Source organism: Paenibacillus sp. FSL P2-0089 (assembly GCF_038595095.1).
Taxonomy (GTDB): domain Bacteria; phylum Bacillota; class Bacilli; order Paenibacillales; family Paenibacillaceae; genus Paenibacillus_AQ; species Paenibacillus_AQ silagei.
The window spans coordinates 4239804-4261183 of record NZ_CP152006.1 but is presented as its reverse complement, the minus strand read 5'-3'; the positions used below and the strand labels follow the sequence as shown (position 1 = coordinate 4261183).

The window sequence follows — 21380 nt, the reverse complement described above, 5'->3', positions numbered from 1 at the left end:
AGATGAACACATGACAGAAGAGTTAACCGTAGGCAGGCTGGTGAACACGCACGGCATTCGCGGGGAGATCAAAATCCTGTCGCATACCGATTTCCCGGAAGTGCGTTTCGCACCCGGCAACAAGCTGCTGCTGATTCCCGCAGACGGAAGCCCGAAATTCGAGGTTACGATCGAATCGGCGAGAGAGCACAAAGGGATGTATATCGCCAAGCTTAAGGGGTATACGAACATTAATGAGATCGAGAAATACAAAGGCAGCCTGCTCAAGGTGCCTAGTGATAATCTGGTTGAGTTGCCGGAGAACGAGTATTATTTCCACCAGATTGTAGGCTGCGAGGTTTACACGGATGAAGATGCCAGCCAGCCGCTGGGGACGATTACAGAGATTCTGCAGCCCGGGGCCAATGATGTCTGGGTAGTGAAGCCGAAGAAGGGCCAGGATATTCTGATTCCGGTTATTAACGATGTAGTGCTGGACGTCGATATTACAGCCAAAAAAATCACTGTGCACCTTATGGAAGGGCTGCTCCCATGATCCGTATCGACGTGCTGACGCTGTTCCCTGATATGTGTGAAGGCGTCTTCGGCACCAGCATTCTCGGTAAGGCCCGTGAGAAAGGCATTGCTTCACTGAACACAGTGAACTTCCGCGACTTCTCGGGCAACAAGCATAACAGCGTGGATGATACACCTTACGGCGGAGGGGGAGGCATGGTGCTGAAGCCTGACCCTATCTTCGCAGCGGTGGAGCATGTGCTGGCTCAGAGTAGTGCTGGAGGGGAGCAAGGGGAACATGGCAATACAGAGGCGGTGAAGCCGCGTATTATTCTGATGTGCCCCCAGGGCCGGACGTATAATCAGCAGATCGCCGAAGAGCTGGCACAGGAACAGCATCTGATCTTCATCTGCGGTCATTATGAGGGCTATGACGAGCGAATCCGTGAGCATCTGGTGACGGACGAGCTGTCGATTGGCGACTATGTACTGACCGGCGGTGAGCTCCCGGCCTTGACCGTCATTGATTCGGTAGTGCGGCTGCAGCCGGGGGCGCTGGGCAATGAGACCTCTGCAATCTCCGACTCCTTCAGCACCGGGCTGCTGGAGTACCCGCATTATACCCGCCCGGCTGAGTTCCGGGGCTGGAAGGTGCCGGACATGCTGCTCAGCGGACATCATGCCAATATCGAGGTATGGCGGCGTGAGCAGGCGCTGCAGCGTACTCTCGAACGCAGACCGGATCTGCTGGAGACCGCTGAGCTGACAGCGAAGGACAAGCAGACGCTGAAGCGGCTGCAGGAGCAGGCAAGCCTGGAGCAGAAATAAATGATAAAATTGGGCTTAAATAGAGTCATAGCTGGCGTCTTTCTAACGTATATTACGTAAGGGAGGCGTTTTTTGCTGTGTTCTGAGAACCGGGAACGGGAATTACGAACTAGAACGGATACGCATAGAAGAAGTTTTGCCAGCGAAATAAATACGAGCAGATGTGCGTCAATACCCTTTTTCTAGGGTAATGAATAGAGGTGCCGCAAGTAGACATGCAGCTATAGACGCAGCTAGCTTAATTATCGAAAGGAATGACTGAAGTGACTACGAATACGCATGAATCATTCAAGCCAGCCGTGGACACTGTCCACAAGGAGGCGGAGCCGCTCCGCACGGTAAGTGATATAATTGATTTTTATAAGAATCGTAAATCGTAATCTTATAATTGAAGAAATGAATTAGACCTGGAAGCAGGTTCAATAGGCTCAGTAATACAGCAAATTCCACAAATAGCCGCTGAAGACAGACGAACCCCAGGTTCGCTGGCTTCGGCGGTTATTTGTTTGCTGGGTGCGAAGAGTGCGGGCAAACAAAAAAAAGACCGTCCGAAGACGGTCTCTCTACCCGAGGCGCTAGTTTGTAACTTTGATCCGTATCCCGCGCCACCAAGACTTAATTATTCAGCCGTTGGTCCGGGTAAGGGATACGTTCAGCATGTCATGCTTGATGTGAACGCACCTCCTTTCCTTGTGCCAAGAGTATAGCACAGCCTTTACGGAAAATCCATTAAATTTTAATGAGATGTGAAAAAATATTGAACACCATAAAAATACTGAACTCTATTTGAAACTGCTGAACTAGTGAGGTATATTTATAGTATAACAGTAAGTAACCGCTTACCGGCATATTATGCATTAGATTAACGTATGTTAATCGTAGGGATGCGGCAAACGTAAGTATGAAGTAATGGATTTATTTGCAATGTCGGGGTATAGCGCAGCCTGGTAGCGCGCACCCTTGGGGTGGGTGAGGTCGCAGGTTCAAATCCTGTTACTCCGATTATTCCGGTTTTCGCTAAAAACAAAAAACACTTCCGTCAGCGCATCACGCTCTGTAGGAAGTGTTTTTATTTAGATGATAAGATTCATGTGCTGTTAAGCTAGAACCTGCCCCTGTCACCATCCCGGCGGGTAAGCATGATGACTCCCGTGACCAGTGAATACAAGCCAACAACCATGAGCAATACAATGGCCCAAGTATAATTGCGCACCGTGTAGGTGAGCGAAGCGAAGATGATAAACCAGGCGATCCGCAGTACTCCTTCATTAATAAAACGTCTGCCTGCTGTACTCATGATTCCTGCCTCCTTATGGATTGTAGAAGATTGTTCACAACCGTAAGCGGTTCATTGATTTTGTTACTTTAATATTACCCCTTTTTACACAAAATTGATACACAATGTTCACAAGTTCTTCAATTCACAACTATTTTACATATAGACAATTGCTGCGTGACGATAGCCGTTACCGGCTTATCCCTCCCCTCATAAGATACAGAACCACGATTAAGGAGGAAACAGCAGATGGAAGCTTATTATAATTGTCTTCATTGCAAGAATAAGCGTGTACGCATTATGACTACTGACGGCAAACGCCATGAAGGAATTATTGTGGATGTGGACCGGAATAATGTGTATCTGAAAACAAAAGGCAATGGCAGAATGCAAACTTCGGCCTTCTACCCGGGCGGTGCAGGGAACTACTATGGCGGATACTATGGCTACGGCAGCCAGATCCTTACCTTAAGCCTGTTCACGCTTCTGGCAATTGCGTTAATCTGACGATAGCCTGAACAACACAAAAAGTGGGCTCCTGGAAGTCAGGAAGGCCCACTTTTTGCGTCACTATAGGATGATCTAATTAACAGATATGGCTCCGATCTGCGTGGTTAACGATACCAGCGGACCGCCGCCGTTATAATCCTTGGGTGTACCGTTGTCGGCGCCGGAGATGTGGCCGAGCTCACTGCGGGCTTTGACCGTACATGCGGTTGATGCTGACAGATCGGCGGAGATTCTTCCAATATCGCTCTTGGCCTTGAGACTGCTGCCCTTTGTCATGCCGGATACCCCAAGCTCAATACTTCCCGTATTTGACTCCACACTGGACTTGCCTGTGAATATGGTGTCTTGAAGGATGATGCTGCCGACATTGCTGTTAATCTCAAAAGTTCCCTCAAGCCCGCGGAGCTGGACGGTGCCTACATTATTATCAATCTCAAACCGGTCAACGGTCTCTGGAATCCCGATTACATAATTAATGCTGAAGTTGGAATCCCCATACTCATGCTGCGCCCATTCCCAGAGATCCCTCTTCGAATTGCCTTCACCATGAGCAGAGACGATTAGAGCGTCTCCTTTATGTTCAATAGAAATTTCAGTATGATCCAGCACACCGGATACCAGCTTGTGGCCAGTCTGCTCATGGACAATGACGGTGGCCTGGACAGTAATCTCGTCACCTGAAGCGGGCACTACTGCGACTTCCCCCACTGCATTATCCAGCTTAAGAACGGAAGCCGAAGCAATAGGCAGGGAGGTGGAGAACTCCCGGCTGATTCCATTGGTGTTCATTTGCTCTTTAATCATACCTGCTGTGTTCTGGATGGCGTCACCGACAGCAGCACTGGCATCGCTGAGACTCTGCTTCACGGCTTCTGCCGCCTCCTGCTTGAAGCTGCCGGAGATCGTCTGCTCCATTTGGTTATCTGCCGCTTCCTTGCCGGGAAGCTCCCGGCAGCCGGTAAGTGCAATAGAAAACACGGCCATGGCTGCAATAATTGCTGTACTGTGATGTTTCTTCATTATATAGGCCCTCCTAAAGGCATGATTATTTGCTTATGTATACTCAGTATTATATATTATGGGAAAACACTGGATAACAGCCTGGCGGCGGGTTGTTCTACTGGACTATAGTCCAGTAAGCTTAGCTACTACATTTTAGAGAGGCATTATGGTACACTGTCGTTAGATGAAGGACCGGAAGAATGAAATGTGACAGCTGGAGGGCCGGCACGGAAGCAGACCCGGGAGACGGTCTGTTTACTATTTGGACTGAACAAGTCAGAGGGGCGGATGAGCCAAATGCAGTATGCAGCATTCCTGATCGTTGTGTTGGTGGGTGCAGTTGTCTATACCGTGTACCGCAGCCGGATAAGCCAAGAACAGTCTGAAGCGCCGAAGCAAGGGAAGGCCAGTAATGTGATTTCTATGGAAGGGCACCGTAGGGCCAAGCAGAATGCTGCGGATCAGCAGTGCTCCTCCTGTAAGAAGAAGAACGGCAAGCTGATTTTTTATGCCCAGGATGACGGAAGTGTGGTCGGACTCTGCAAGGACTGCAAGGTGAAGGCGAAGAAACGGGATATGCTGCCGCTTTAAATAATAAATATATGTTGCATGAGCCTGTCTTTTATGATAAAATTACTTCTGTTGTGTGGAATACGGTGGTCCTCTGCGGATAATGAGGGAGAGCAATGGCTCTCCGGAAGAGGCAAGAACACCTGTACGGAAGGAGGAAGTCCTTAATGAATATCCTACAAGCAATTACACAAGAGCAACTTCGTAAAGATATCCCGAGTTTTCGCCCGGGTGACACTTTGAAGGTGCATGTAAAAGTTATCGAAGGAACTCGTGAGCGTATCCAGCTGTTCGAAGGCGTTGTAATCAAACGTCGCGGCGGCGGTATCGGTGAGACTTTTACGGTTCGTAAAATCTCTTATGGTGTTGGTGTGGAAAGAACATTCCCAGTCAACTCCCCTAAACTCGAGAAAATCGAAGTGGCTCGCCGTGGTAAAGTGCGTCGTGCGAAGCTGTATTATCTTCGTGACCTGCGCGGTAAAGCTGCAAGAATTAAAGAAATTCGTCGCTAGAATAGTGACAAAGGAAAGGGGCTTGAATTCAAGCCCCTTTCGTTTATTTCTTGTGATTAAAGAATTTTGGATCCCCGCAAAGTACCTGAGTAAGCACGAAGTTAAAGCATCACTTTGTGGGGTTTTTAGACATATGTGCCTTAGGAACAGCTTCTCCGAAAAGGCCTCCTGAAGGAGTAATCGCGGGGGAGTTTTTGGCAGGAGCTTTTTTGTATTGTATAGTGGAGATAACAACTGATGGAGAGGACGGTGAACTATGCAGCAGGATTTGCAGCAAGGGCAAGGCGAAGTGATTGATTCTAACGGCCAGAGCCCCCGGAAGCCAAAGAATGAAGTCCTGGAATGGATTAAAGCGATAGCGATTGCATTGGTTCTGGTTATTCTAATACGCTGGCTTTTGTTCAAACCGTTTATCGTAGACGGCCCTTCCATGAAGCCTAACTTCCATACCGGCGAACGAGTGATTGTTAATGAAATTCTCTACGATATCCGCAAGCCGGAGCGCGGGGAAGTCATTGTGTTCCATGTGCCCTCTGAGGGCCGGGATTTCATTAAACGTGTCATTGGTGTGGCAGGCGACACAGTCACAGTTGAAGGGGATGTCGTTACAGTTAACGGAGAGCCTGTGAACGAGACGTATATCCAGAGCGCGATTGATGATGCGCATAATAACAACATCTTGTACAACAATAAGAACTTCCCGAATGAGCAGTTTACGGACAACAAGGTGCCGGAAGGCCATGTGTTCGTAATGGGGGATAACCGCTCTGACAGTACGGACAGCCGGATGATCGGTTATGTGCCGCTGGGGGATATTGTCGGCCGTGCAGACCTTATTTTCTGGCCGGTGAAGAATATCTCATTGATAAATCATTAATTATTTTAAGCTGACAGAAGTCAAAGGAGGTGACGGCATTGGCCATTCAATGGTTTCCTGGTCATATGACGAGGGCTAGACGGCAAATCGAGGATAAGCTGAAGCTAATTGATGTTGCAATAGAACTGCTTGATTCCCGTCTGCCGATCTCGAGCCGCAATCCGATGATTGACGATATTTTGCGGGACAAGCCAAGGCTGATTATTCTGAACAAAGCGGATCTGGCCGATCCGGAAGCTACACGCAAGTGGCTGGCTTACTTCAAGGCGCAGGGTCATGTTGCCTATCCGGTAGATGCTTCTACTGGCACCGGGATTAAAGAAATTCCGGAGCAGGTGAAGCTGCTGCTGAAGGACAAGATCGACCGGCAAATTGCCAAGGGCATGAATCCGCGTGCGATGCGGGCACTGATTGTGGGCATTCCCAACGTAGGCAAATCGACTCTCATTAACCGGATGGCTGGAAAAAATATTGCGATTACCGGTGACCGTCCGGGGGTTACCAAGGGCCAGCAATGGATTAAAACCGGCGGCAGTCTGGAACTGCTGGATACGCCGGGGATTCTCTGGCCGAAATTCGAGGACCAGACGGTAGGCTATAAGCTGGCAGTAACCGGGGCCATTAAGGAAGAGATCCTGAATATTGAGGATATTGCTTATTATGCGGTGAAGTATCTGGTGAAGGATTACGGAAGCCGGTTCCAGGAACGCTTCGATATCAGTAAGCTGCCGGAGGACTTAGAGAACCCGGACGAAATCGTGGCTGTTATGGAAGCAGTCGGGCGTAAGCGCGGTTGTCTGATGAGCGGTGGCCGAGTAGATCTGGAGAAGGCTTCACGCGCGCTGCTGCATGAGCTTCGTGCAGGGAAGCTTGGACGTTTCACGCTGGAGACACCTGAATAGTAGAATGTAATGTGGAATGGAAGAGCCATCCGTGAATGTGGGGTGGCTCTTTTTTTGCGTATAGATGGGGAATAGGGCGGCGTAGCAGATGTGTTGTATGAAATGCAGGAATGTCCTCGTTTAGTCAGCTTGAGGGAAGAGAAATGCTGTTATTCATACAACTTTTTTGGATTTGCGCAGTATTAATGAAGGGATTGTTGTATTCAGTGCAGAATTTTAAGATTCTGAGACTGGGATTGGATGGAAATGAGTGCAAGTTCGAAGTTCTTATGGGATTCGAATTCTGTCATATATTCGTAGGAAGATCATAGATGTGGCTTACTTTAATTTTAATGGGCAGGTGGAGAGACAGTGAGTGAGATCGATATGCTTGGGTATGAAAAAGAAGGCTGGGAACAATCCTTCCGTCACATCGCAGGTGTGGATGAAGTGGGGCGGGGCTGTTTGTTCGGAGATGTGGTGGCTGCAGCGGTAATTTTGCCAATGGGGCTGATTATTGAGGGTGTGGATGATTCCAAGAAGCTGACGGCCAAAAAGCGGGATGCTCTGTATGAGACCATTATGGAGCAGGCGCTGGCAGTAAGCTTAGGGCATGTGGAGGCGGCGGTGATTGATGAAATTAATATTAAGCAGGCTTCGCGTCTGGCGATGCGCCTGGCGGTAGAAGGATTAAGCCAGCAGCCGGACTATATGCTGATTGATGCGGAGAAGGTGGACCTGCCCTTGCCGCAGCGTGCCATCATTAAAGGGGATGCCAACAGCCAGTCGATTGCTGCCGCCTCCATTGTAGCCAAGGTGACACGTGACCGGCTCTGTGAGGGCTTGTGGGAGGAATTATACCCGGATTACGGGATCAAAGTACATAAAGGATATGCTACCAAGCTGCACCGTGAACAGATCAAGGCACTGGGTGTAACTCCGATGCACCGGCGCAGCTTCATCGGCAATATTCTTGCCGAGCAGGAACAGTTGTCTTTATTCTAAAAATATAAGAATGTATGGTTTCACGTCTACATTATCCTTCTATTTCTCGCTGAAACGGTGCCGTCCTCTAAAAGGATGGCATAGCAGTTTCCACTTGGCGTATCATCCCGATAATCACAAATGAAGGCGAAATACCGATATAAATAGAAAGAAGGGAGGCGGACAACATGAACATCGGATCACTGGTTCGCGGTTTGCTTGGCGACAGCAAGGCGGGGGAGGCCAAATCTGTAGAGCTTAAGGAAGGTCAGGTTGTTCGCGGCGTTGTGCTAAGCGTATCCGATTCCGGAAAAGAAGCGGTGGTGCAGATTCAGGGAACGCCGGTACGGGCTGAACTGGAAACACCGCTGGCAGCCGGTCAGACGCTGAACCTGCAGGTGGGTGCACCAGGAGAAGGCGGCTTGCCGGTGCTTAAGCCGGTCTCTCTGGGGGAGGCTGCTATGGTCTCGCCGCAGAGTATGGGCGAGGCACTGGAGTCGCTTGGACTTGCCAATTCCAAGGCGGGACGGGAGATTGTTCAAGCGATGCAGGCCGGAGGGCTGGCCTTCACCAAGGAGACTGCAGCGAAGCTGGACGCAGTCATGAATGCCAAACCTCCCGGTGTCCCTGCCTCAGAGTGGCTGGAGGCGGCTGTAATATCAGTGAAGCGTGGTTTGCCTGTAACGGCTGAGACGGTGAAGGGGCTGCAGCAGGCTGTATTCGGACCGAAGCTGCATGATCTGCTGGCGAAGCTGGAGACTGCGCTGAATGTCTGGGTGCAGCAAGGGGAAGACGGCGACGGATCAGGTCAAGCTGCGGGGAATAGCAGACCTGCGGGTGGGCTGCTGGCAGGCGGAGCCAATGCCGGTCTGGCTGGTAATACTCCAGCAGCCGGTGCTCTTCCGGGAGGAGCTGCCGGGGTGAATACTCAGGCAGGAGTAACCGGTAATGCGGGGACTTCGCAGGCTGCTGGCAGTGCCAACGGACAAGCTGCGTTAGTACCGACGGGAGATGCGGAGCCGGCAGGAAGCGGGAATACGGCTGGATCGGGTGCTGTAGCGGGAACGCGTGGCGAAGGAGCGGGGAACGCAGCAGGAGCGCGAGAAATCGCGGGGAACGCAGCGGGAGCGCGAGAAGGTGTGGGGAACACAGCGGGAACGCGTGATGGTGCGGGAATTGCGGCAGGAGCGCGTGATGGTGTGGGGAACGCAGCAGGAGCGCGAGACAGCGCGGGGAACGCAGCAGGAACGCGTGAAGGTGCGGGGAACGCAGCTGGAGTGCGAGAAAGCGCAGGGAACGCGGCAGGAACGCGTGAAGATGCAGGGAACGCAGCTGGAGTGCGAGAAAGCGCGGGGAACGCGGCAGGAACGCGTGAAGGTGCGGGAATTGCAGCTGGAGTGCGAGAAAGCGCGGGGAACGCGGCAGGAGCGCGTGAGGGTGCAGGGAACGCAGCTGGAGTGCGAGAAAGCGCAGGGAACGCGGCAGCGGTGCGTGAAGTAGCGGGGAACACAGCTGGAGTGCGAGAAAGCGCGGGGAACGCGGTAGGAGCGCGTGAGGGTGCAGGGAACGCAGCTGGAGTGCGAGAAAGCGCGGGGAACGCGGCAGGAACGCGTGAAGGTGCGGGAATTGCAGCTAGAGTGCGTGAGGGCGCGGGCGTTGCCGCGCAGGCGCAGAGCGCTGCGGGGCCGGCCCTGCTCGCGAAGCTGCAGGGCGTGCTCTCCGAGCTGCGCGGCACTCTGCCGCAGCTCGCCGAAGCGCCGCCCGCCTCCGGCGCGGCGGGCGGCAGTGCAACCCCTGCGGCTGCGCCGCCGCAGGGGGAACCCGCCGCCACCCAGGGGACAGACCCCTGGGTGGGGCGGATCTTGAAGCTGCTCGGTGCGGAGCACGAGCAGCAGATCCTGCGCGGCGGCGGGGCGCACACCGCGCAGGCAGCGTCCGGCGGCGCAGAAGATGCCGCCGGTACGCTCAAGGGCGTGCTGCTGCAGGTACTGGGCAGCAGCGAGGCCCCGCCCGCGGTGAAGGAAGCCGCGGGCCAGCTGGTGCAGCAGCTTACAGGCCAGCAGCTGCTGCTGAATACAGACCGCACCGCGCCGTTCGCGCAGGTGACGATGTTCCTGCCGCTGCACGGTCCGGATGGCCGGGAGACGGCCTCTGTCCAGATCCAGTCGCGGCGCGGCAGCAAAGGGGAGCTCGACGCGGCGAATTGCCGCTTGTGGTTCGATCTGGACATGAAGCAGCTCGGCCAGACGATGGTCGATGTGCAGGTGGTCGACCGCATCGTCAGCCTGAAGCTGCATAACGATGAACCTTGGGTACTGGAGCTGCTGGAGGGCCGCCGCGAGGAGATGAAGGCGGCGGTCGAAGGCATAGGCTATCAATTGTCCAGCCTGCGTACGGAAGCATTGCCGGAACGGAGCGTGGCCGCTGCTGCGGTGAAGCCGTCCGATTATGCTCCGCAGGAGTACAAAGGAGTAGATTACCGCATATGAGTGAGTCTGAGCAGAAGGTTCCGCAGAATCTCAAGAAGGCAGTGGCGCTCAAATATATTCCGGGCCAGAGCGATGCGCCGGTGGTTGTCGCTAAGGGGCAAGGCTCGGTAGCGGACATCATCCTGCAAAAGGCAAAGGAAAACGGAGTAGCGGTGCAGGAGGATGCGGCGCTGGTAGAGGTGCTGTCGAAGCTCGATCTGGACCAGCAGATTCCGCCTCAGCTCTATCAGCTGGTGGCTGAGATTCTCAGCTATGTATACCAGAGTGACCGGACAGCTGGTGAACGGAGACAGAAGTGAGCCATAACGGAGACGGCAGAACCTACACCCGTCAGGAGAAAGGCGCTGCTGCCGAGCAGGCAGCCCGAATGTATCTGACTTCGCGGGGCTACCTCATCCGGGATTATAACTGGCGCTGCCGTAGCGGAGAGCTGGATATTATCGCGGAGTATGAAGGCGCGCTGGTCTTCATTGAGGTGCGCAGCCGGAGCGGCTCAGCTGTGCAGGGCACTGCGGAGGAATCGGTCGATGCACGCAAAATCCGTCAGGTGAGAGAGACAGCCCGGGTCTACCTGCACATGAAGGGACTGCAGCCGGCTGCAATTGCTTTCGATGTGATTGCTGTACAGCTTCAGCCGGATTTAAGCATCGCCTCCCTGCGGCATCTCCGGGAAGTCTTTTAGCTGTCTCTGTTTTGCAAAAACCGTGTTAAATTTAACAATTATCCTTGACAGATGCCGGACTTCATGGGTCATTTCTCAAAAGAAGTGGGTAAACATTAGTGTAACTTTTAATGCCACCATGAGGAGGGCTGCCGGAATGAGGAATCAATCAATGAATATACAGGTAAGCTTTACTTGCCAAAATTGTGAGCATAATATAGTAGCGGAACTTGGCGCAGAGCCCTTATCCGTTGTATGCTGCAGTAATTGTAATAAGACATTTACCGTTATGCGGCCTGCAATAGCGGAAGAGATATTGATTGACTGGGAGAATGAAGCGTTATTCCACAAGATGCGTGCTGAGAAAACCCAAGACAGCAACAGCAGCCTCTTGTCACTGGTCATCAATGTGATTGAGCTGCTGACCTGGCGTGACAAGGGTAACGGGCAAGTGGAGGCCATTAAGGAAATGCGCAAATGGCTGATCGAACACGAGGAAGCTCCGCCGGTGGCGGAATTAATACAAATGGATGTGAACCGGCGCGGAGCCAAACGGAAGTGGAATGAATAAGCAATCCAGCACTTAGCGAAAGCGGGGAGCGATCTTGTCCAACGTATTTTTTACCTCAGATCATCATTTTGGCCACAAGCTGATCATTGATTTTGAATCGCGGCCTTTTGCCAGTGTGGAAGAGATGGACAAGGTGATGGTAGCGAACTGGAATGCAGTCGTAAGAGAGGAGAACACGATTTTTCATCTGGGTGACTTTTCTTTCAGGAATCAAGAGGATACCCGTAGCATTGTGTCTGCCCTGAACGGGTACAAAATACTGATTCTTGGCAATCATGACCGTGGACGCGGACGAGGCTGGTGGCTGGAAGCCGGATTTGATGAGGTCAGTGAGTATCCGCTGATATACAAGGAGTTTTTTCTGCTCTCGCATGAGCCGATGTATATGAACAAGCATATGCCTTACGTGAATGTGCATGGTCATATTCATGGACAGAAATATGAGGGCAATCATCACTTTAATATTTGTGTGGAGCACTGGAATTACACCCCGCTGTCCTTTGAACAGATAAGGGATTCGGTGGTAGCCAGCGAAGAAGGCTGAATAAAATGATTCTTTGGTCATAGTTGCATATTTATGCAAGACGATTAAAAGCTGATTTTTGTGCAGCACTATATGCGCAATAACCTTGCATGTTGTGTAGGGTTTTAGTTATACTGAGTGTAATTGAGCTTACGGAAAAAGAGGAAGCACCTTTTTTCCTGGAAACGAACGCCCGTTGCGGGTGTATTTCTGGAGAAGAGGTGCTTATTTGTGTACGGAAAAATGCATAGCGCATGCCTGTATGGCATTGAAGGTGTAATGATCGGAGTGGAGGTGGATCTGGCTAACGGCTTGCCGCAGACCCATATTATCGGCCTGCCGGATTCGGCAGTCAGGGAAGCGGTGGAGCGAGTACGGTCCGCCGTCAAGAATTGCGGTTACAGCTATCCCCAACAGCGGGTGACGATTAATCTGGCCCCGGCGGACCTGCGCAAGGAGGGCTCGGCGTTTGATCTGGCGATTGCCCTGGGGATACTGACGACCAGCGGCCAGCTTGTTATGCCGGAAGCCGGGCAGATGCTGCTGATTGGTGAGCTTGCGCTCGACGGAAGTCTGCGGCCGGTAAATGGGGTATTATCCATGGCCCAGGCTGCGCGGCAAGCCGGGATTCATGCTGTTCTGGTACCGCCCGGCAATGCGGCTGAAGCTGCGTTGATCGCGGGAATGAAGGTGTACACTGCCGGGCATTTGCGGGAGCTGCCCCAGCCTGGTCAGCTTCCTCCGCCGAATCCGGTGGAACAATCCGAAGTGGCCGAGCCTGAACTGCCGCAGGCTGATTTACCGTTTCCGGTATCGGTATCTGTAAGCGCTGATGCCACCTCCAGGAAGCGTCCGCCCGTTCTGGCGCTGTCCCTGGACCATTTGAGATACCATTCTGAGCCAGCGGAGAATATTCCCTCCCTGCTTGCGGTGAAGCAGCCAATGAATGAAGATTACAGCGATGTTATCGGCCAGAATCATGTGAAGCGTGCCCTTACGATTGCGGCAGCGGGAATGCACAATATTATTCTGATCGGCCCTCCAGGTACGGGGAAGACTATGCTGATTAAGCGGTTACCCGGAATTCTTCCCGATCTTAACGATCAAGAATCGCTTGAGGTGATGAAGATATTCAGTGCTGCCGGGAAGCTTAGGGACGGAGGGAGCGGGTTGCTGCGTGACCGCCCGTTTCGTTCACCGCATCATACCATCTCGGCAGCCGGATTGATCGGCGGGGGCGGGATTCCGAAGCCGGGTGAGGTTAGTCTCGCACACCGCGGTATTCTCTTCCTGGACGAGCTGCCCGAGTTCTCCCGGACTGTGCTTGAAGTGCTCCGCCAGCCGCTGGAGGATGGGGTTGTCACCATCAGCCGGGCTCGGGCATCCTTCACCTTCCCTGCCCAGTTCCTGCTCGCTTGCTCCATGAATCCATGCATGTGCGGATTTCTTGGTAGTGGCAACACGCATCAGCGGTGCAGCTGCAGTCCGGCCAAAATCGCCCAGTACCGGCGCAAAATCTCGGGCCCGCTGCTGGACCGGATGGATATGCAGGTTGATGTGCCGCATCCAAGAGAAGGCGACAGGAGTGTACCTCCGGTCTCAACGGCACAGATGCGCTCTCAGGTTCTGCGGGCTCAGGCGATTCAGGCGGAGCGGTATAGAATCCTGCCGATCTCCTGGAACAGCGAGCTGTCCGGGGCGGCGCTTCGCCGTTATGCTGCGCTGCGGCCGGAAGAGGAAATGCTGCTGGACAGTATTCTCGAGAGTCTCGGGCTCAGCATGCGGGCGCATGACCGGATTATTAAGCTGGCCCGCACGATTGCCGATCTGGAAGCGGCGGAGGAGATTGGCGCTGCGCATCTGGCCGAAGCGGTCCAATACCGCAATCTGGACAGGCAGGTCATGGTGGAGGAAGAAGCCTGACACGCCAAAACCCCCGTCCGGGGCCGCCGGGCAGGGGAGGGCATGCTGAAACGGTATCGTCCTTTAAAAGGACGGCAATGCCGTTTCCACTTGTGAAGCTATTCTTACAGCACGTTCAATTCTACTTCGATGTTACCACGGGTAGCGCGGGAGTAAGGACATGCGCCATGAGCTTCTTCTACCAGCCGTTCAGCGGTCTCACGGTCAACACCCTTGACCAGAACATCCATCTTCACGGCAATGCCGAAGCCGCCGTCTTCCACTTTGCCGAAGCTGACAGTAGCCGTTACTTCAGAGCCTTCGATCTTTACCTTGCCCATACGTGCAACCATATTTAGAGCGCTGTCGAAGCAAGCGGAATATCCGGCTGCGAACAGCTGCTCAGGGTTCGTGCCTTCACCGCCGGCGCCGCCCATTTCGCGTGGTGTGCTGATCGCAAGATTCAATTTAGGGCTGTCGGATTCGATAGAACCCTGTCTGCCGCCTACGGCTTTTACTGTTGTTTCGTACATTTTCTGTTGGATGGTCATCATATTAAATCGCTCCCGTTCGTTTTCAAATTGTATTGTACACAACTTAATTTAACACAATTAAAATAAAAGTCAATCTATTTTCCGCTATTAACATGATATTGTGGATGAATTGTGATAAACTAATGTCACAAAGGCAGGTGAAGAAGAAATGCAAAAAGAATCCACTACAACCCCTGAGCTTATGCTGGAGAACCAGCTCTGCTTTACGATTTATGCCTGTTCGCGTGAATTTACGAAGCTATACCAGCCTCATCTGGATAAGATCGGATTAACGTATTCGCAGTATCTGGTTATGCTCGTCCTTTGGGAGAGACAGCAATGTACAGTCAAGGAGCTGGGTGAAGCTTTGTTCCTCGATTCAGGCACGCTGACTCCGCTGCTAAAGCGGCTGCAGGCTGCAGGACTAATTTTGCGTGAACGTTCTTTGCAGGATGAGCGGAAGGTGCTGATTTCATTAACACCCCAAGGCTTGGCGCTGCGGCATGATGCTATGGGCATTCCCGGCAAAATGGCAGAAGGCACGATGCTCTCTCCGGTAGAGTTCATAGATTTGCTGGGACAGTTCAAAAATCTCCTGAACCGGGTGCATGAAGCTAACGTTAGCAATTCGAAATCGTAGTCTCGCTCCCATATAAGAGTATAGGTTTCACCGTCCTGAATAAGGGCGGTAAAGCCGTTCCAGCATGGATGTCAATGCAATCGTTCGCATTCCGGCATGAAACCGAGCGAAAATGTATGTATAAATAGTGAAAGTTTTTAAGGAAAGCGCTTATAAAACATGTTACAATATTCTGGGTTTCACATTCTGGCATATAGGTAATTATAGATATCACTATTGTGATAGGTTCTATATGCTACTTGCAGAGAACTGTATCGTTTGCAGCTATATAGATCAGGCGCAGGTTCTCTGCTTGTACCGGGATATTGCCGGTTAACAACCGGTCTGGCCCCGGCTTTGGACAATCAAAACGGAATGCGGAATGACCGCAGGCTGCCTGCACAGGTCACCGCAACACTTTAGGAGGCTTCCGGAATGAATATCCACGAGTATCAGGGAAAAGAAGTACTTAAGAAGTATGGCGTAGCCGTACCGAACGGAAAAGTTGCTTATACAGTGGACGAAGCCGTAGAAGCTGCCGCAGCGCTGGGTACACCTGTGGTTGTAGTCAAAGCGCAGATTCATGCTGGCGGACGCGGCAAAGCCGGCGGCGTCAAGGTGGCGAAGAACAGTGATGAGGTTCGCGCGTATGCGTCCGAGATCCTCGGCAAGACACTGGTGACCCATCAGACGGGACCCGAAGGCAAGGTAGTGAAGCGGCTGCTGATTGAAGAGGGTTGTCAGATTGTCAAAGAATATTATATCGGTCTGGTTGTGGACCGCGCTTCCGGACGGGTCGTCATGATGGCATCCGAGGAGGGCGGTACGGAGATTGAAGAGGTGGCAGCTACACATCCCGAGAAGATCTTCAAGGAAATCGTTGATCCGGCGGTTGGGCTTCAGACCTTCCAGGCGCGTAAACTGGCTTACAGCATTGCTATTCCTCCCGAATTGGTGAACAAAGCGGTCAAGTTCATGCAAGCGCTATATCTGGCTTTTGTGGATAAAGATTGCTCAATTGCAGAGATCAATCCGCTGGTCGTTACAGCAGACGGTAATGTGATGGCGCTTGATGCCAAGCTTAACTTCGATTCCAACAGTTTGTTCCGCCACAAGGATATCCTGGAGCTGCGTGATCTGGACGAAGAGGATGCCAAAGAAATCGAAGCGTCCAAGTTCGACCTCAGCTACATCGCACTTGACGGCAACATCGGCTGTATGGTGAACGGTGCGGGTCTGGCGATGGCGACTATGGATATCATTAAATATTATGGCGGCGAACCGGCCAACTTCCTCGATGTAGGGGGCGGTGCGACGACTGAGAAGGTAACAGAAGCTTTCAAAATCATCCTGTCCGACGACAAGGTGAACGGTATCTTTGTTAATATTTTTGGCGGCATTATGCGTTGTGATGTCATCGCTACCGGTGTAGTCGAAGCGGCAAGACAGCTTGGCTTAACCAAGCCGCTGGTCGTACGTCTTGAGGGCACGAATGTGGCACTGGGCAAGGAGATTCTCGCCGGCTCCGGACTGAATATCGTTGCTGCTGATTCCATGGCGGACGGTGCCCGCAAAATCGTTGCTCTTGTGTAATATTCGACAATAAAAGTGAGGATGTGACCTATCGCATGAGCATTCTTGTAGATAAAAATACGAAAGTCATTACCCAGGGAATTACCGGTGCTACGGGTTTATTTCATACAAAAGGCGCGCTGGACTACGGTACTCAGATGGTTGGCGGTGTAACACCGGGCAAGGGGGGCACTACGGTTCAGATTACCCTGGACAACGGTACCGAGAAGAGTCTGCCTGTCTTCGACACGGTTGTTGCCGCCAAAGCAGCCACTGGTGCAACTGCAAGTGTCATTTACGTTCCGCCTGCTTTTGCCGCAGATTCGATTATGGAAGCGGTGGATGCGGAGATGGACCTGGTCATTTGTATCACAGAAGGCATTCCGGTGCTGGATATGGTCAAAGTGTCCAGATACATGGAGGGCCGCTCCACAGTGCTGATCGGTCCCAACTGTCCGGGTGTCATCACGCCTGGAGAATGCAAAATCGGCATTATGCCGGGTTATATTCATAAGCCGGGATATGTCGGTGTAGTCTCCCGGAGCGGGACCTTGACCTACGAAGCTGTGCATCAGCTGACGGAGCGCGGAATCGGCCAATCCTCAGCGGTAGGCATCGGGGGCGACCCGGTGAAGGGCTCGGAGTTCATCGACATCCTGAAGCTTTTCAATGAAGATCCGGGTACCAAGGCTGTCATTATGATCGGTGAGATCGGCGGGACGGCAGAGGAAGAAGCTGCACTGTGGATCAAAGAGAACATGACCAAGCCTGTAGTGGGCTTCATCGGCGGGGTTACGGCACCTCCGGGCAAACGGATGGGTCACGCCGGGGCAATTATTTCAGGCGGTAAAGGAACGGCGAGCGAGAAGATCGCTGTGCTGGAGTCCTGCGGCATTAAGGTAGCGCCAACGCCTGCTGAAATGGGCTCTACCCTCGTCAGTGTGCTTGAGGAACGCGGCATCCTGAATGCCTTCACCACCCACTAGGGCGCTTCTTACGCTAGTTCGAAATGTTTTGGGGTCCCCGCAAAGTACCTGAGTTATCATCGAAGCTAAATCTCCACTTTGTGGGGTTGTTTTGTCACAGCTTTTCCTGCCGAAGCAGGTATAATGAATGTTGAAGGTAAGCAACCTTTTGTCCCGGATTACGCGGATGAAAGGTTGCTTTTTTTGGTTTAAGTCAATTTGGTTTAAGACAATAAGGAAGGCTGGCCCTTCCGCACGGGGAGAGAATACATTTGGAAATTCGGGAGCTGTTGTTCGGTCTGCATGAGATGGAAGGGATTGGCTGGAAAAGTATCGACAAGATCCGCCGGGCAGGTCTTTTGACGAATGCTGTCTTCTCCTGTTCTGCCGAGGAGTGGGAACGGGCTGGAATCAGCGGTGTAATATCCGCCCGGCTGGCGGCAGACTTCAATGAAGCATGGGTGCTGAAGCGCCGCTTTTTAATGGAAGAAAGCGGTGTAGCGATGGTCACTATTCTGGATGATCACTACCCAGTACAACTGAGGGAAACCCCTCAGCCGCCTTGGGTATTGTACTATCGTGGCCGTCTGGATTTGGCTTCCCGTCCCTCTGTTGCTATGGTGGGGACCCGGGTGCCTACCGCTTATGGGCGCAGGGTGGGGGAGATGCTGGCGGGACAGCTAAGTGCAGCCGGTCTCACGGTTGTAAGCGGCCTGGCGAGGGGGATTGACAGTGTCTGTCATGAAGCGGCGTTAGGCGGAGCAGGAGGGACCATTGCGGTGGTGGCAACCGGCTTGGACAAGGTCTATCCTCCGGATAACCGTGAGCTGGAGCGGCAGATTTCTCGGGAAGGGCTGGTTCTTAGCGAATATCCTATCGGAACTCCGAGTCATCCCGGATTATTCCCGCAGCGCAACCGGATTATCGCTGGCTTGTCGCTGGGAACACTGGTGGTGGAGGCAGACAGCCGCAGCGGGTCCCTGATCACCGCCGATGCTGCGCTTGAAGCAGGCCGGGATGTGTTTGCCGTGCCGGGGCCGTTGACCTCTCCCAAGAGCAGAGGGGCACTGGAGCTGATTAAGCAAGGTGCGAAGCTGGTAACCTGTGCCTCAGATATTGTGGAAGAATACGTCTCCAGCCTGCCTTCCAAGGGGGCTGCATCAGCTTCAGCAGGCGCTGTAGAGCGGGAGAGTCCAGCCGATCTGATGGAAAAGAAATTGACAAGTGAGGAGCTGCACCTTTACCATATACTGCATCAAGGCCCGTTTACACTCGATGAGCTGCTCGCGTCAACGAGGTGGGATTTTGGACATTTGCATTCAGTTCTGTTATCTTTAATCATAAAAAAAGCGGTAACACAATTACCGGGTGCAATTTATAAGGTAATTTAATATAGAAGTAACTGTGGTAAGCATAGACTTCCTGGTACAGCCGGGTCCGATGACTGGTTCAGGAGGTGATCTGCTTACGAACTTTTGGGAGGAAAACCTATGGCAGATGCGTTGGTTATTGTAGAATCACCATCAAAAGCGAAAACGATTGGTAAATATCTGGGCAGCAAATATATTGTTAAGGCATCAATGGGGCATATCATAGATTTGCCAAAAAGCCAGATCGGTGTGGATGTGGAGAATCAGTTCAATCCCAAATATATAACGATCCGCGGCAAGGGCTCTATCTTGAAGGAACTTAAGGATGCCAGCAAAAAAGTGAAAAAAGTCTATCTCGCAGCTGACCCGGACCGCGAAGGGGAAGCTATTGCCTGGCATTTGGCAAATGCGCTGAATTTGGACAACACACAGGAATGCCGCGTGGTCTTCAATGAAATTACCAAGCAGGCGGTGAAGGATGCCTTCAAGACACCGCGCAAGATTAATATGGATCTGGTGAACGCCCAGCAGGCGCGGCGGATTCTGGACCGGCTTGTCGGTTACAAGATTAGCCCTCTATTATGGAAGAAAGTCAAAAAAGGCCTCTCCGCCGGACGGGTACAATCGGTAGCGGTTAAGATTGTTATGGACCGGGAGAATGAAATTTCTGAATTCATTCCTACAGAATACTGGAGCATTACTGCTCGGCTAGCGATTCGGGATTCTGAATTCGAAGCCAAGTTCCACCGCCTGAACGGCGAGAAGAAGGAACTGGGTCAAGAGAGCGATGTGCAGGAAGTGCTGGAAGCGATTAAGAACGCGGCCTTCCAGGTCAAAGAAGTGAAAGAGAAGGAGAGACAGCGGCATCCATCCGCTCCGTTCACGACAAGCTCACTGCAGCAGGAGGCTGCCCGTAAGCTGGGCTTCCGCGCGTCCAAGACGATGTCTGTTGCACAGCAGCTCTATGAGGGAGTGGAGCTGGGCAAGGAAGGCACTGTCGGGTTAATCACTTATATGCGTACAGATTCCACGCGTATATCCACTACGGCCCAGGATGAAGCCAAGGAGCTGATCCAATCCAAATACGGTGAGAAGTTCATTCCCGAGACGCCGCGTCAATATTCCAAGAAGGCTGCGGGCGCCCAGGACGCGCATGAAGCGATCCGTCCGACCTCTGCGCTGCGTGAGCCGGATACGGTCAAGGAATTCATGAGCCGTGATCAATTCCGGCTGTATAAGCTCGTATGGGAGCGTTTTGTGTCCAGTCAGATGTCTTCCGCGTTGCTGGATACGTTGTCGGTAGATATTACAGCCGGTACAGCGATATTCAGAGCGGTAGGGTCCAAGGTCTCGTTCCCGGGCTTCATGAAGGTGTATGTGGAAGGCAATGACGACGGCACAACAGACGAAGAGAAGTTCCTGCCGCAGCTGAAGGCGGGCGATGAGCTGGAGAAGCGCGAGATTGAGCCGAAGCAGCATTTCACCCAGCCGCCGCCAAGATATACAGAAGCCCGTCTCGTCAAGACGCTTGAGGAACTGGGCATAGGCCGTCCAAGTACGTATGCGCCGACCCTGGAGACGATCCAGAAGCGCGGGTATGTGGCGATTGAAGAGAAGAAGTTCATGCCGACTGAGCTTGGAGAACTAATCATAGAGCAAATGGAAGAGTTCTTCCCGGAAATTCTCAATGTGGAATTCACCGCCCATATGGAAGGGGACCTTGACCATGTGGAGGAAGGTGCAGAGGATTGGGTGAAGGTGCTGGCCGAGTTCTATGAATCCTTTGAGAAAAGACTCCTATATGCGGAAGAAGAAATGAAGGAAATCGAGATTGAAGATGAGGTCTCTGATGAGCTGTGTGAGAAATGCGGTAAGCCGATGGTCTATAAGCTGGGCCGGTTCGGCAAATTCCTGGCCTGCTCCGGATTTCCGGAATGCCGCAACACCAAGCCGATCATTAAGGATATCGGTGTAAGCTGTCCGAAATGCCATGAAGGCAAGGTAGTGGAGCGGCGCAGCAAGAAGGGGCGTGTCTTCTACGGCTGCGACCAATATCCGGGCTGTGACTTTGTTTCCTGGGATAAGCCGTCAGTGAAGCCATGTCCGGCTTGCGGCTCCTGGATGATCGAGAAGCGCAACAAGCAGGGAACCAAGCTGCAGTGCACCTCATGCGACCATACAGAGGCTGTAATCGAAAGCGATGAGTTAGCAGAATAATAGGGTTACAGGAGGAACGGAAA

At 52.5% G+C, this 21380-nt stretch carries 22 protein-coding genes and 1 tRNA gene; 20 read left to right on the top strand and 3 right to left on the bottom strand.

Features of this window, described 5'->3' with window-relative positions; all coding sequences use genetic code 11:
* Positions 1–10 precede the first annotated feature (10 nt).
* The 3 genes from rimM to NST69_RS17750 all read left to right on the top strand — a co-directional run bounded on the left by rimM (position 11) and on the right by NST69_RS17750 (position 2325).
* Positions 11–535, top strand: a complete 525-nt coding sequence (gene rimM / locus NST69_RS17760) for a ribosome maturation factor RimM (protein WP_036733560.1) — start codon at positions 11–13, stop codon at positions 533–535.
* On the top strand, positions 535–1323 hold the full coding sequence (gene trmD / locus NST69_RS17755; RefSeq protein WP_339257520.1) for a tRNA (guanosine(37)-N1)-methyltransferase TrmD: 789 nt from the start codon (positions 535–537) through the stop codon (positions 1321–1323). Before rimM ends, trmD begins: the two co-directional genes overlap by 1 nt.
* Positions 1324–2251: 928 nt before the next feature.
* Positions 2252–2325, top strand: a tRNA-Pro gene (locus NST69_RS17750).
* A 100-nt stretch (positions 2326–2425) separates the two neighbouring features.
* On the opposite strand, the gene NST69_RS17745 is transcribed toward NST69_RS17750, so the two are convergent.
* A complete protein-coding gene (locus NST69_RS17745) occupies positions 2426–2620 on the bottom strand; it encodes a hypothetical protein (RefSeq protein ID WP_036733564.1) in 195 nt (64 codons plus the stop codon).
* 228 nt (positions 2621–2848) lie between these two features.
* On the opposite strand from NST69_RS17745, the gene NST69_RS17740 reads away from it, so the two are divergent.
* Complete coding sequence (locus tag NST69_RS17740) at positions 2849–3106, top strand: hypothetical protein (RefSeq protein WP_036733567.1); 258 nt, start codon at positions 2849–2851, stop codon at positions 3104–3106.
* Positions 3107–3181: 75 nt separating this feature from the next.
* On the opposite strand, the gene NST69_RS17735 is transcribed toward NST69_RS17740, so the two are convergent.
* Positions 3182–4129 (bottom strand): hypothetical protein, encoded by a 948-nt coding sequence (locus NST69_RS17735; RefSeq protein WP_051478765.1) that lies wholly within the window; start codon positions 4127–4129, stop codon positions 3182–3184.
* A 189-nt stretch (positions 4130–4318) separates the two neighbouring features.
* On the opposite strand from NST69_RS17735, the gene NST69_RS17730 reads away from it, so the two are divergent.
* The 11 genes from NST69_RS17730 (at position 4319) to NST69_RS17680 (ending at position 14102) form a co-directional block, all read left to right on the top strand.
* Positions 4319–4702 carry a hypothetical protein gene (locus NST69_RS17730; RefSeq protein WP_155991706.1) on the top strand — a complete coding sequence of 128 codons (384 nt, stop codon included), beginning with the start codon at positions 4319–4321 and terminating at the stop codon, positions 4700–4702.
* 146 nt (positions 4703–4848) lie between these two features.
* On the top strand, positions 4849–5193 hold the full coding sequence (rplS, locus tag NST69_RS17725; protein ID WP_036701215.1) for a 50S ribosomal protein L19: 345 nt from the start codon (positions 4849–4851) through the stop codon (positions 5191–5193).
* Positions 5194–5449: 256 nt separating this feature from the next.
* The gene (gene lepB / locus NST69_RS17720; protein ID WP_036733573.1) at positions 5450–6070 is read left to right on the top strand and encodes a signal peptidase I; all 621 of its coding nucleotides are present in this window, start codon (positions 5450–5452) and stop codon (positions 6068–6070) included.
* A 38-nt stretch (positions 6071–6108) separates the two neighbouring features.
* The gene (ylqF, locus tag NST69_RS17715; RefSeq protein ID WP_036733575.1) at positions 6109–6972 is read left to right on the top strand and encodes a ribosome biogenesis GTPase YlqF; all 864 of its coding nucleotides are present in this window, start codon (positions 6109–6111) and stop codon (positions 6970–6972) included.
* A 366-nt stretch (positions 6973–7338) separates the two neighbouring features.
* Entirely contained in the window at positions 7339–7956 is a 618-nt protein-coding gene (locus tag NST69_RS17710) for a ribonuclease HII (protein WP_342550192.1), read from the top strand.
* A 167-nt stretch (positions 7957–8123) separates the two neighbouring features.
* Positions 8124–10424, top strand: a complete 2301-nt coding sequence (locus NST69_RS17705; protein ID WP_342546580.1) for a hypothetical protein — start codon at positions 8124–8126, stop codon at positions 10422–10424.
* Positions 10421–10723, top strand: a complete 303-nt coding sequence (locus NST69_RS17700) for an EscU/YscU/HrcU family type III secretion system export apparatus switch protein (protein WP_036724639.1) — start codon at positions 10421–10423, stop codon at positions 10721–10723. Before NST69_RS17705 ends, NST69_RS17700 begins: the two co-directional genes overlap by 4 nt.
* Positions 10720–11106: a YraN family protein gene (locus tag NST69_RS17695; RefSeq protein WP_342546579.1), complete on the top strand. Its 387-nt coding sequence runs from the start codon at positions 10720–10722 to the stop codon at positions 11104–11106. The genes NST69_RS17700 and NST69_RS17695 overlap by 4 nt, the downstream gene beginning before the upstream one ends.
* Before the next feature lie 268 nt (positions 11107–11374).
* Positions 11375–11656, top strand: a complete 282-nt coding sequence (locus tag NST69_RS17690) for a hypothetical protein (RefSeq protein WP_083677976.1) — start codon at positions 11375–11377, stop codon at positions 11654–11656.
* A 34-nt stretch (positions 11657–11690) separates the two neighbouring features.
* Positions 11691–12200: a phosphoesterase gene (locus NST69_RS17685; protein WP_342546575.1), complete on the top strand. Its 510-nt coding sequence runs from the start codon at positions 11691–11693 to the stop codon at positions 12198–12200.
* A 210-nt stretch (positions 12201–12410) separates the two neighbouring features.
* Entirely contained in the window at positions 12411–14102 is a 1692-nt protein-coding gene (locus NST69_RS17680) for a YifB family Mg chelatase-like AAA ATPase (RefSeq protein WP_342546572.1), read from the top strand.
* A gap of 104 nt (positions 14103–14206) precedes the next feature.
* On the opposite strand, the gene NST69_RS17675 is transcribed toward NST69_RS17680, so the two are convergent.
* The gene (locus tag NST69_RS17675; protein WP_209879063.1) at positions 14207–14635 is read right to left on the bottom strand and encodes an organic hydroperoxide resistance protein; all 429 of its coding nucleotides are present in this window, start codon (positions 14633–14635) and stop codon (positions 14207–14209) included.
* Positions 14636–14783: 148 nt separating this feature from the next.
* Here NST69_RS17675 and NST69_RS17670 point away from each other — a divergent pair, with 148 nt between their 5' ends.
* The 5 genes from NST69_RS17670 (at position 14784) to topA (ending at position 21357) form a co-directional block, all read left to right on the top strand.
* Positions 14784–15254: a MarR family transcriptional regulator gene (locus tag NST69_RS17670; RefSeq protein WP_209879061.1), complete on the top strand. Its 471-nt coding sequence runs from the start codon at positions 14784–14786 to the stop codon at positions 15252–15254.
* 414 nt (positions 15255–15668) lie between these two features.
* Positions 15669–16826, top strand: coding sequence for an ADP-forming succinate--CoA ligase subunit beta (sucC, locus tag NST69_RS17665; RefSeq protein ID WP_036724647.1), 1158 nt, complete (start codon positions 15669–15671; stop codon positions 16824–16826).
* A 35-nt stretch (positions 16827–16861) separates the two neighbouring features.
* Entirely contained in the window at positions 16862–17791 is a 930-nt protein-coding gene (gene sucD / locus NST69_RS17660) for a succinate--CoA ligase subunit alpha (RefSeq protein WP_036692470.1), read from the top strand.
* 251 nt (positions 17792–18042) lie between these two features.
* Positions 18043–19161: a DNA-processing protein DprA gene (gene dprA / locus NST69_RS17655; protein ID WP_342546569.1), complete on the top strand. Its 1119-nt coding sequence runs from the start codon at positions 18043–18045 to the stop codon at positions 19159–19161.
* Positions 19162–19260: 99 nt separating this feature from the next.
* Positions 19261–21357 (top strand): type I DNA topoisomerase, encoded by a 2097-nt coding sequence (gene topA / locus NST69_RS17650; RefSeq protein ID WP_340952133.1) that lies wholly within the window; start codon positions 19261–19263, stop codon positions 21355–21357.
* Positions 21358–21380: the final 23 nt, after the last annotated feature.

Coding starts and splice junctions, on each gene's coding strand:
- rimM (WP_036733560.1), top strand. CDS start 11: ATGACAGAAGAGTTAACCGTAGGCAGGCTGGTGAACACGCACGGCATT.
- NST69_RS17745 (WP_036733564.1), bottom strand. CDS start 2,620: ATGAGTACAGCAGGCAGACGTTTTATTAATGAAGGAGTACTGCGGATC.
- NST69_RS17740 (WP_036733567.1), top strand. CDS start 2,849: ATGGAAGCTTATTATAATTGTCTTCATTGCAAGAATAAGCGTGTACGC.
- NST69_RS17735 (WP_051478765.1), bottom strand. CDS start 4,129: ATGAAGAAACATCACAGTACAGCAATTATTGCAGCCATGGCCGTGTTT.
- rplS (WP_036701215.1), top strand. CDS start 4,849: ATGAATATCCTACAAGCAATTACACAAGAGCAACTTCGTAAAGATATC.
- lepB (WP_036733573.1), top strand. CDS start 5,450: ATGCAGCAGGATTTGCAGCAAGGGCAAGGCGAAGTGATTGATTCTAAC.
- NST69_RS17710 (WP_342550192.1), top strand. CDS start 7,339: ATGCTTGGGTATGAAAAAGAAGGCTGGGAACAATCCTTCCGTCACATC.
- NST69_RS17705 (WP_342546580.1), top strand. CDS start 8,124: ATGAACATCGGATCACTGGTTCGCGGTTTGCTTGGCGACAGCAAGGCG.
- NST69_RS17700 (WP_036724639.1), top strand. CDS start 10,421: ATGAGTGAGTCTGAGCAGAAGGTTCCGCAGAATCTCAAGAAGGCAGTG.
- NST69_RS17690 (WP_083677976.1), top strand. CDS start 11,375: ATGCGGCCTGCAATAGCGGAAGAGATATTGATTGACTGGGAGAATGAA.
- NST69_RS17675 (WP_209879063.1), bottom strand. CDS start 14,635: ATGATGACCATCCAACAGAAAATGTACGAAACAACAGTAAAAGCCGTA.
- NST69_RS17670 (WP_209879061.1), top strand. CDS start 14,784: ATGCAAAAAGAATCCACTACAACCCCTGAGCTTATGCTGGAGAACCAG.
- sucC (WP_036724647.1), top strand. CDS start 15,669: ATGAATATCCACGAGTATCAGGGAAAAGAAGTACTTAAGAAGTATGGC.
- sucD (WP_036692470.1), top strand. CDS start 16,862: ATGAGCATTCTTGTAGATAAAAATACGAAAGTCATTACCCAGGGAATT.
- topA (WP_340952133.1), top strand. CDS start 19,261: ATGGCAGATGCGTTGGTTATTGTAGAATCACCATCAAAAGCGAAAACG.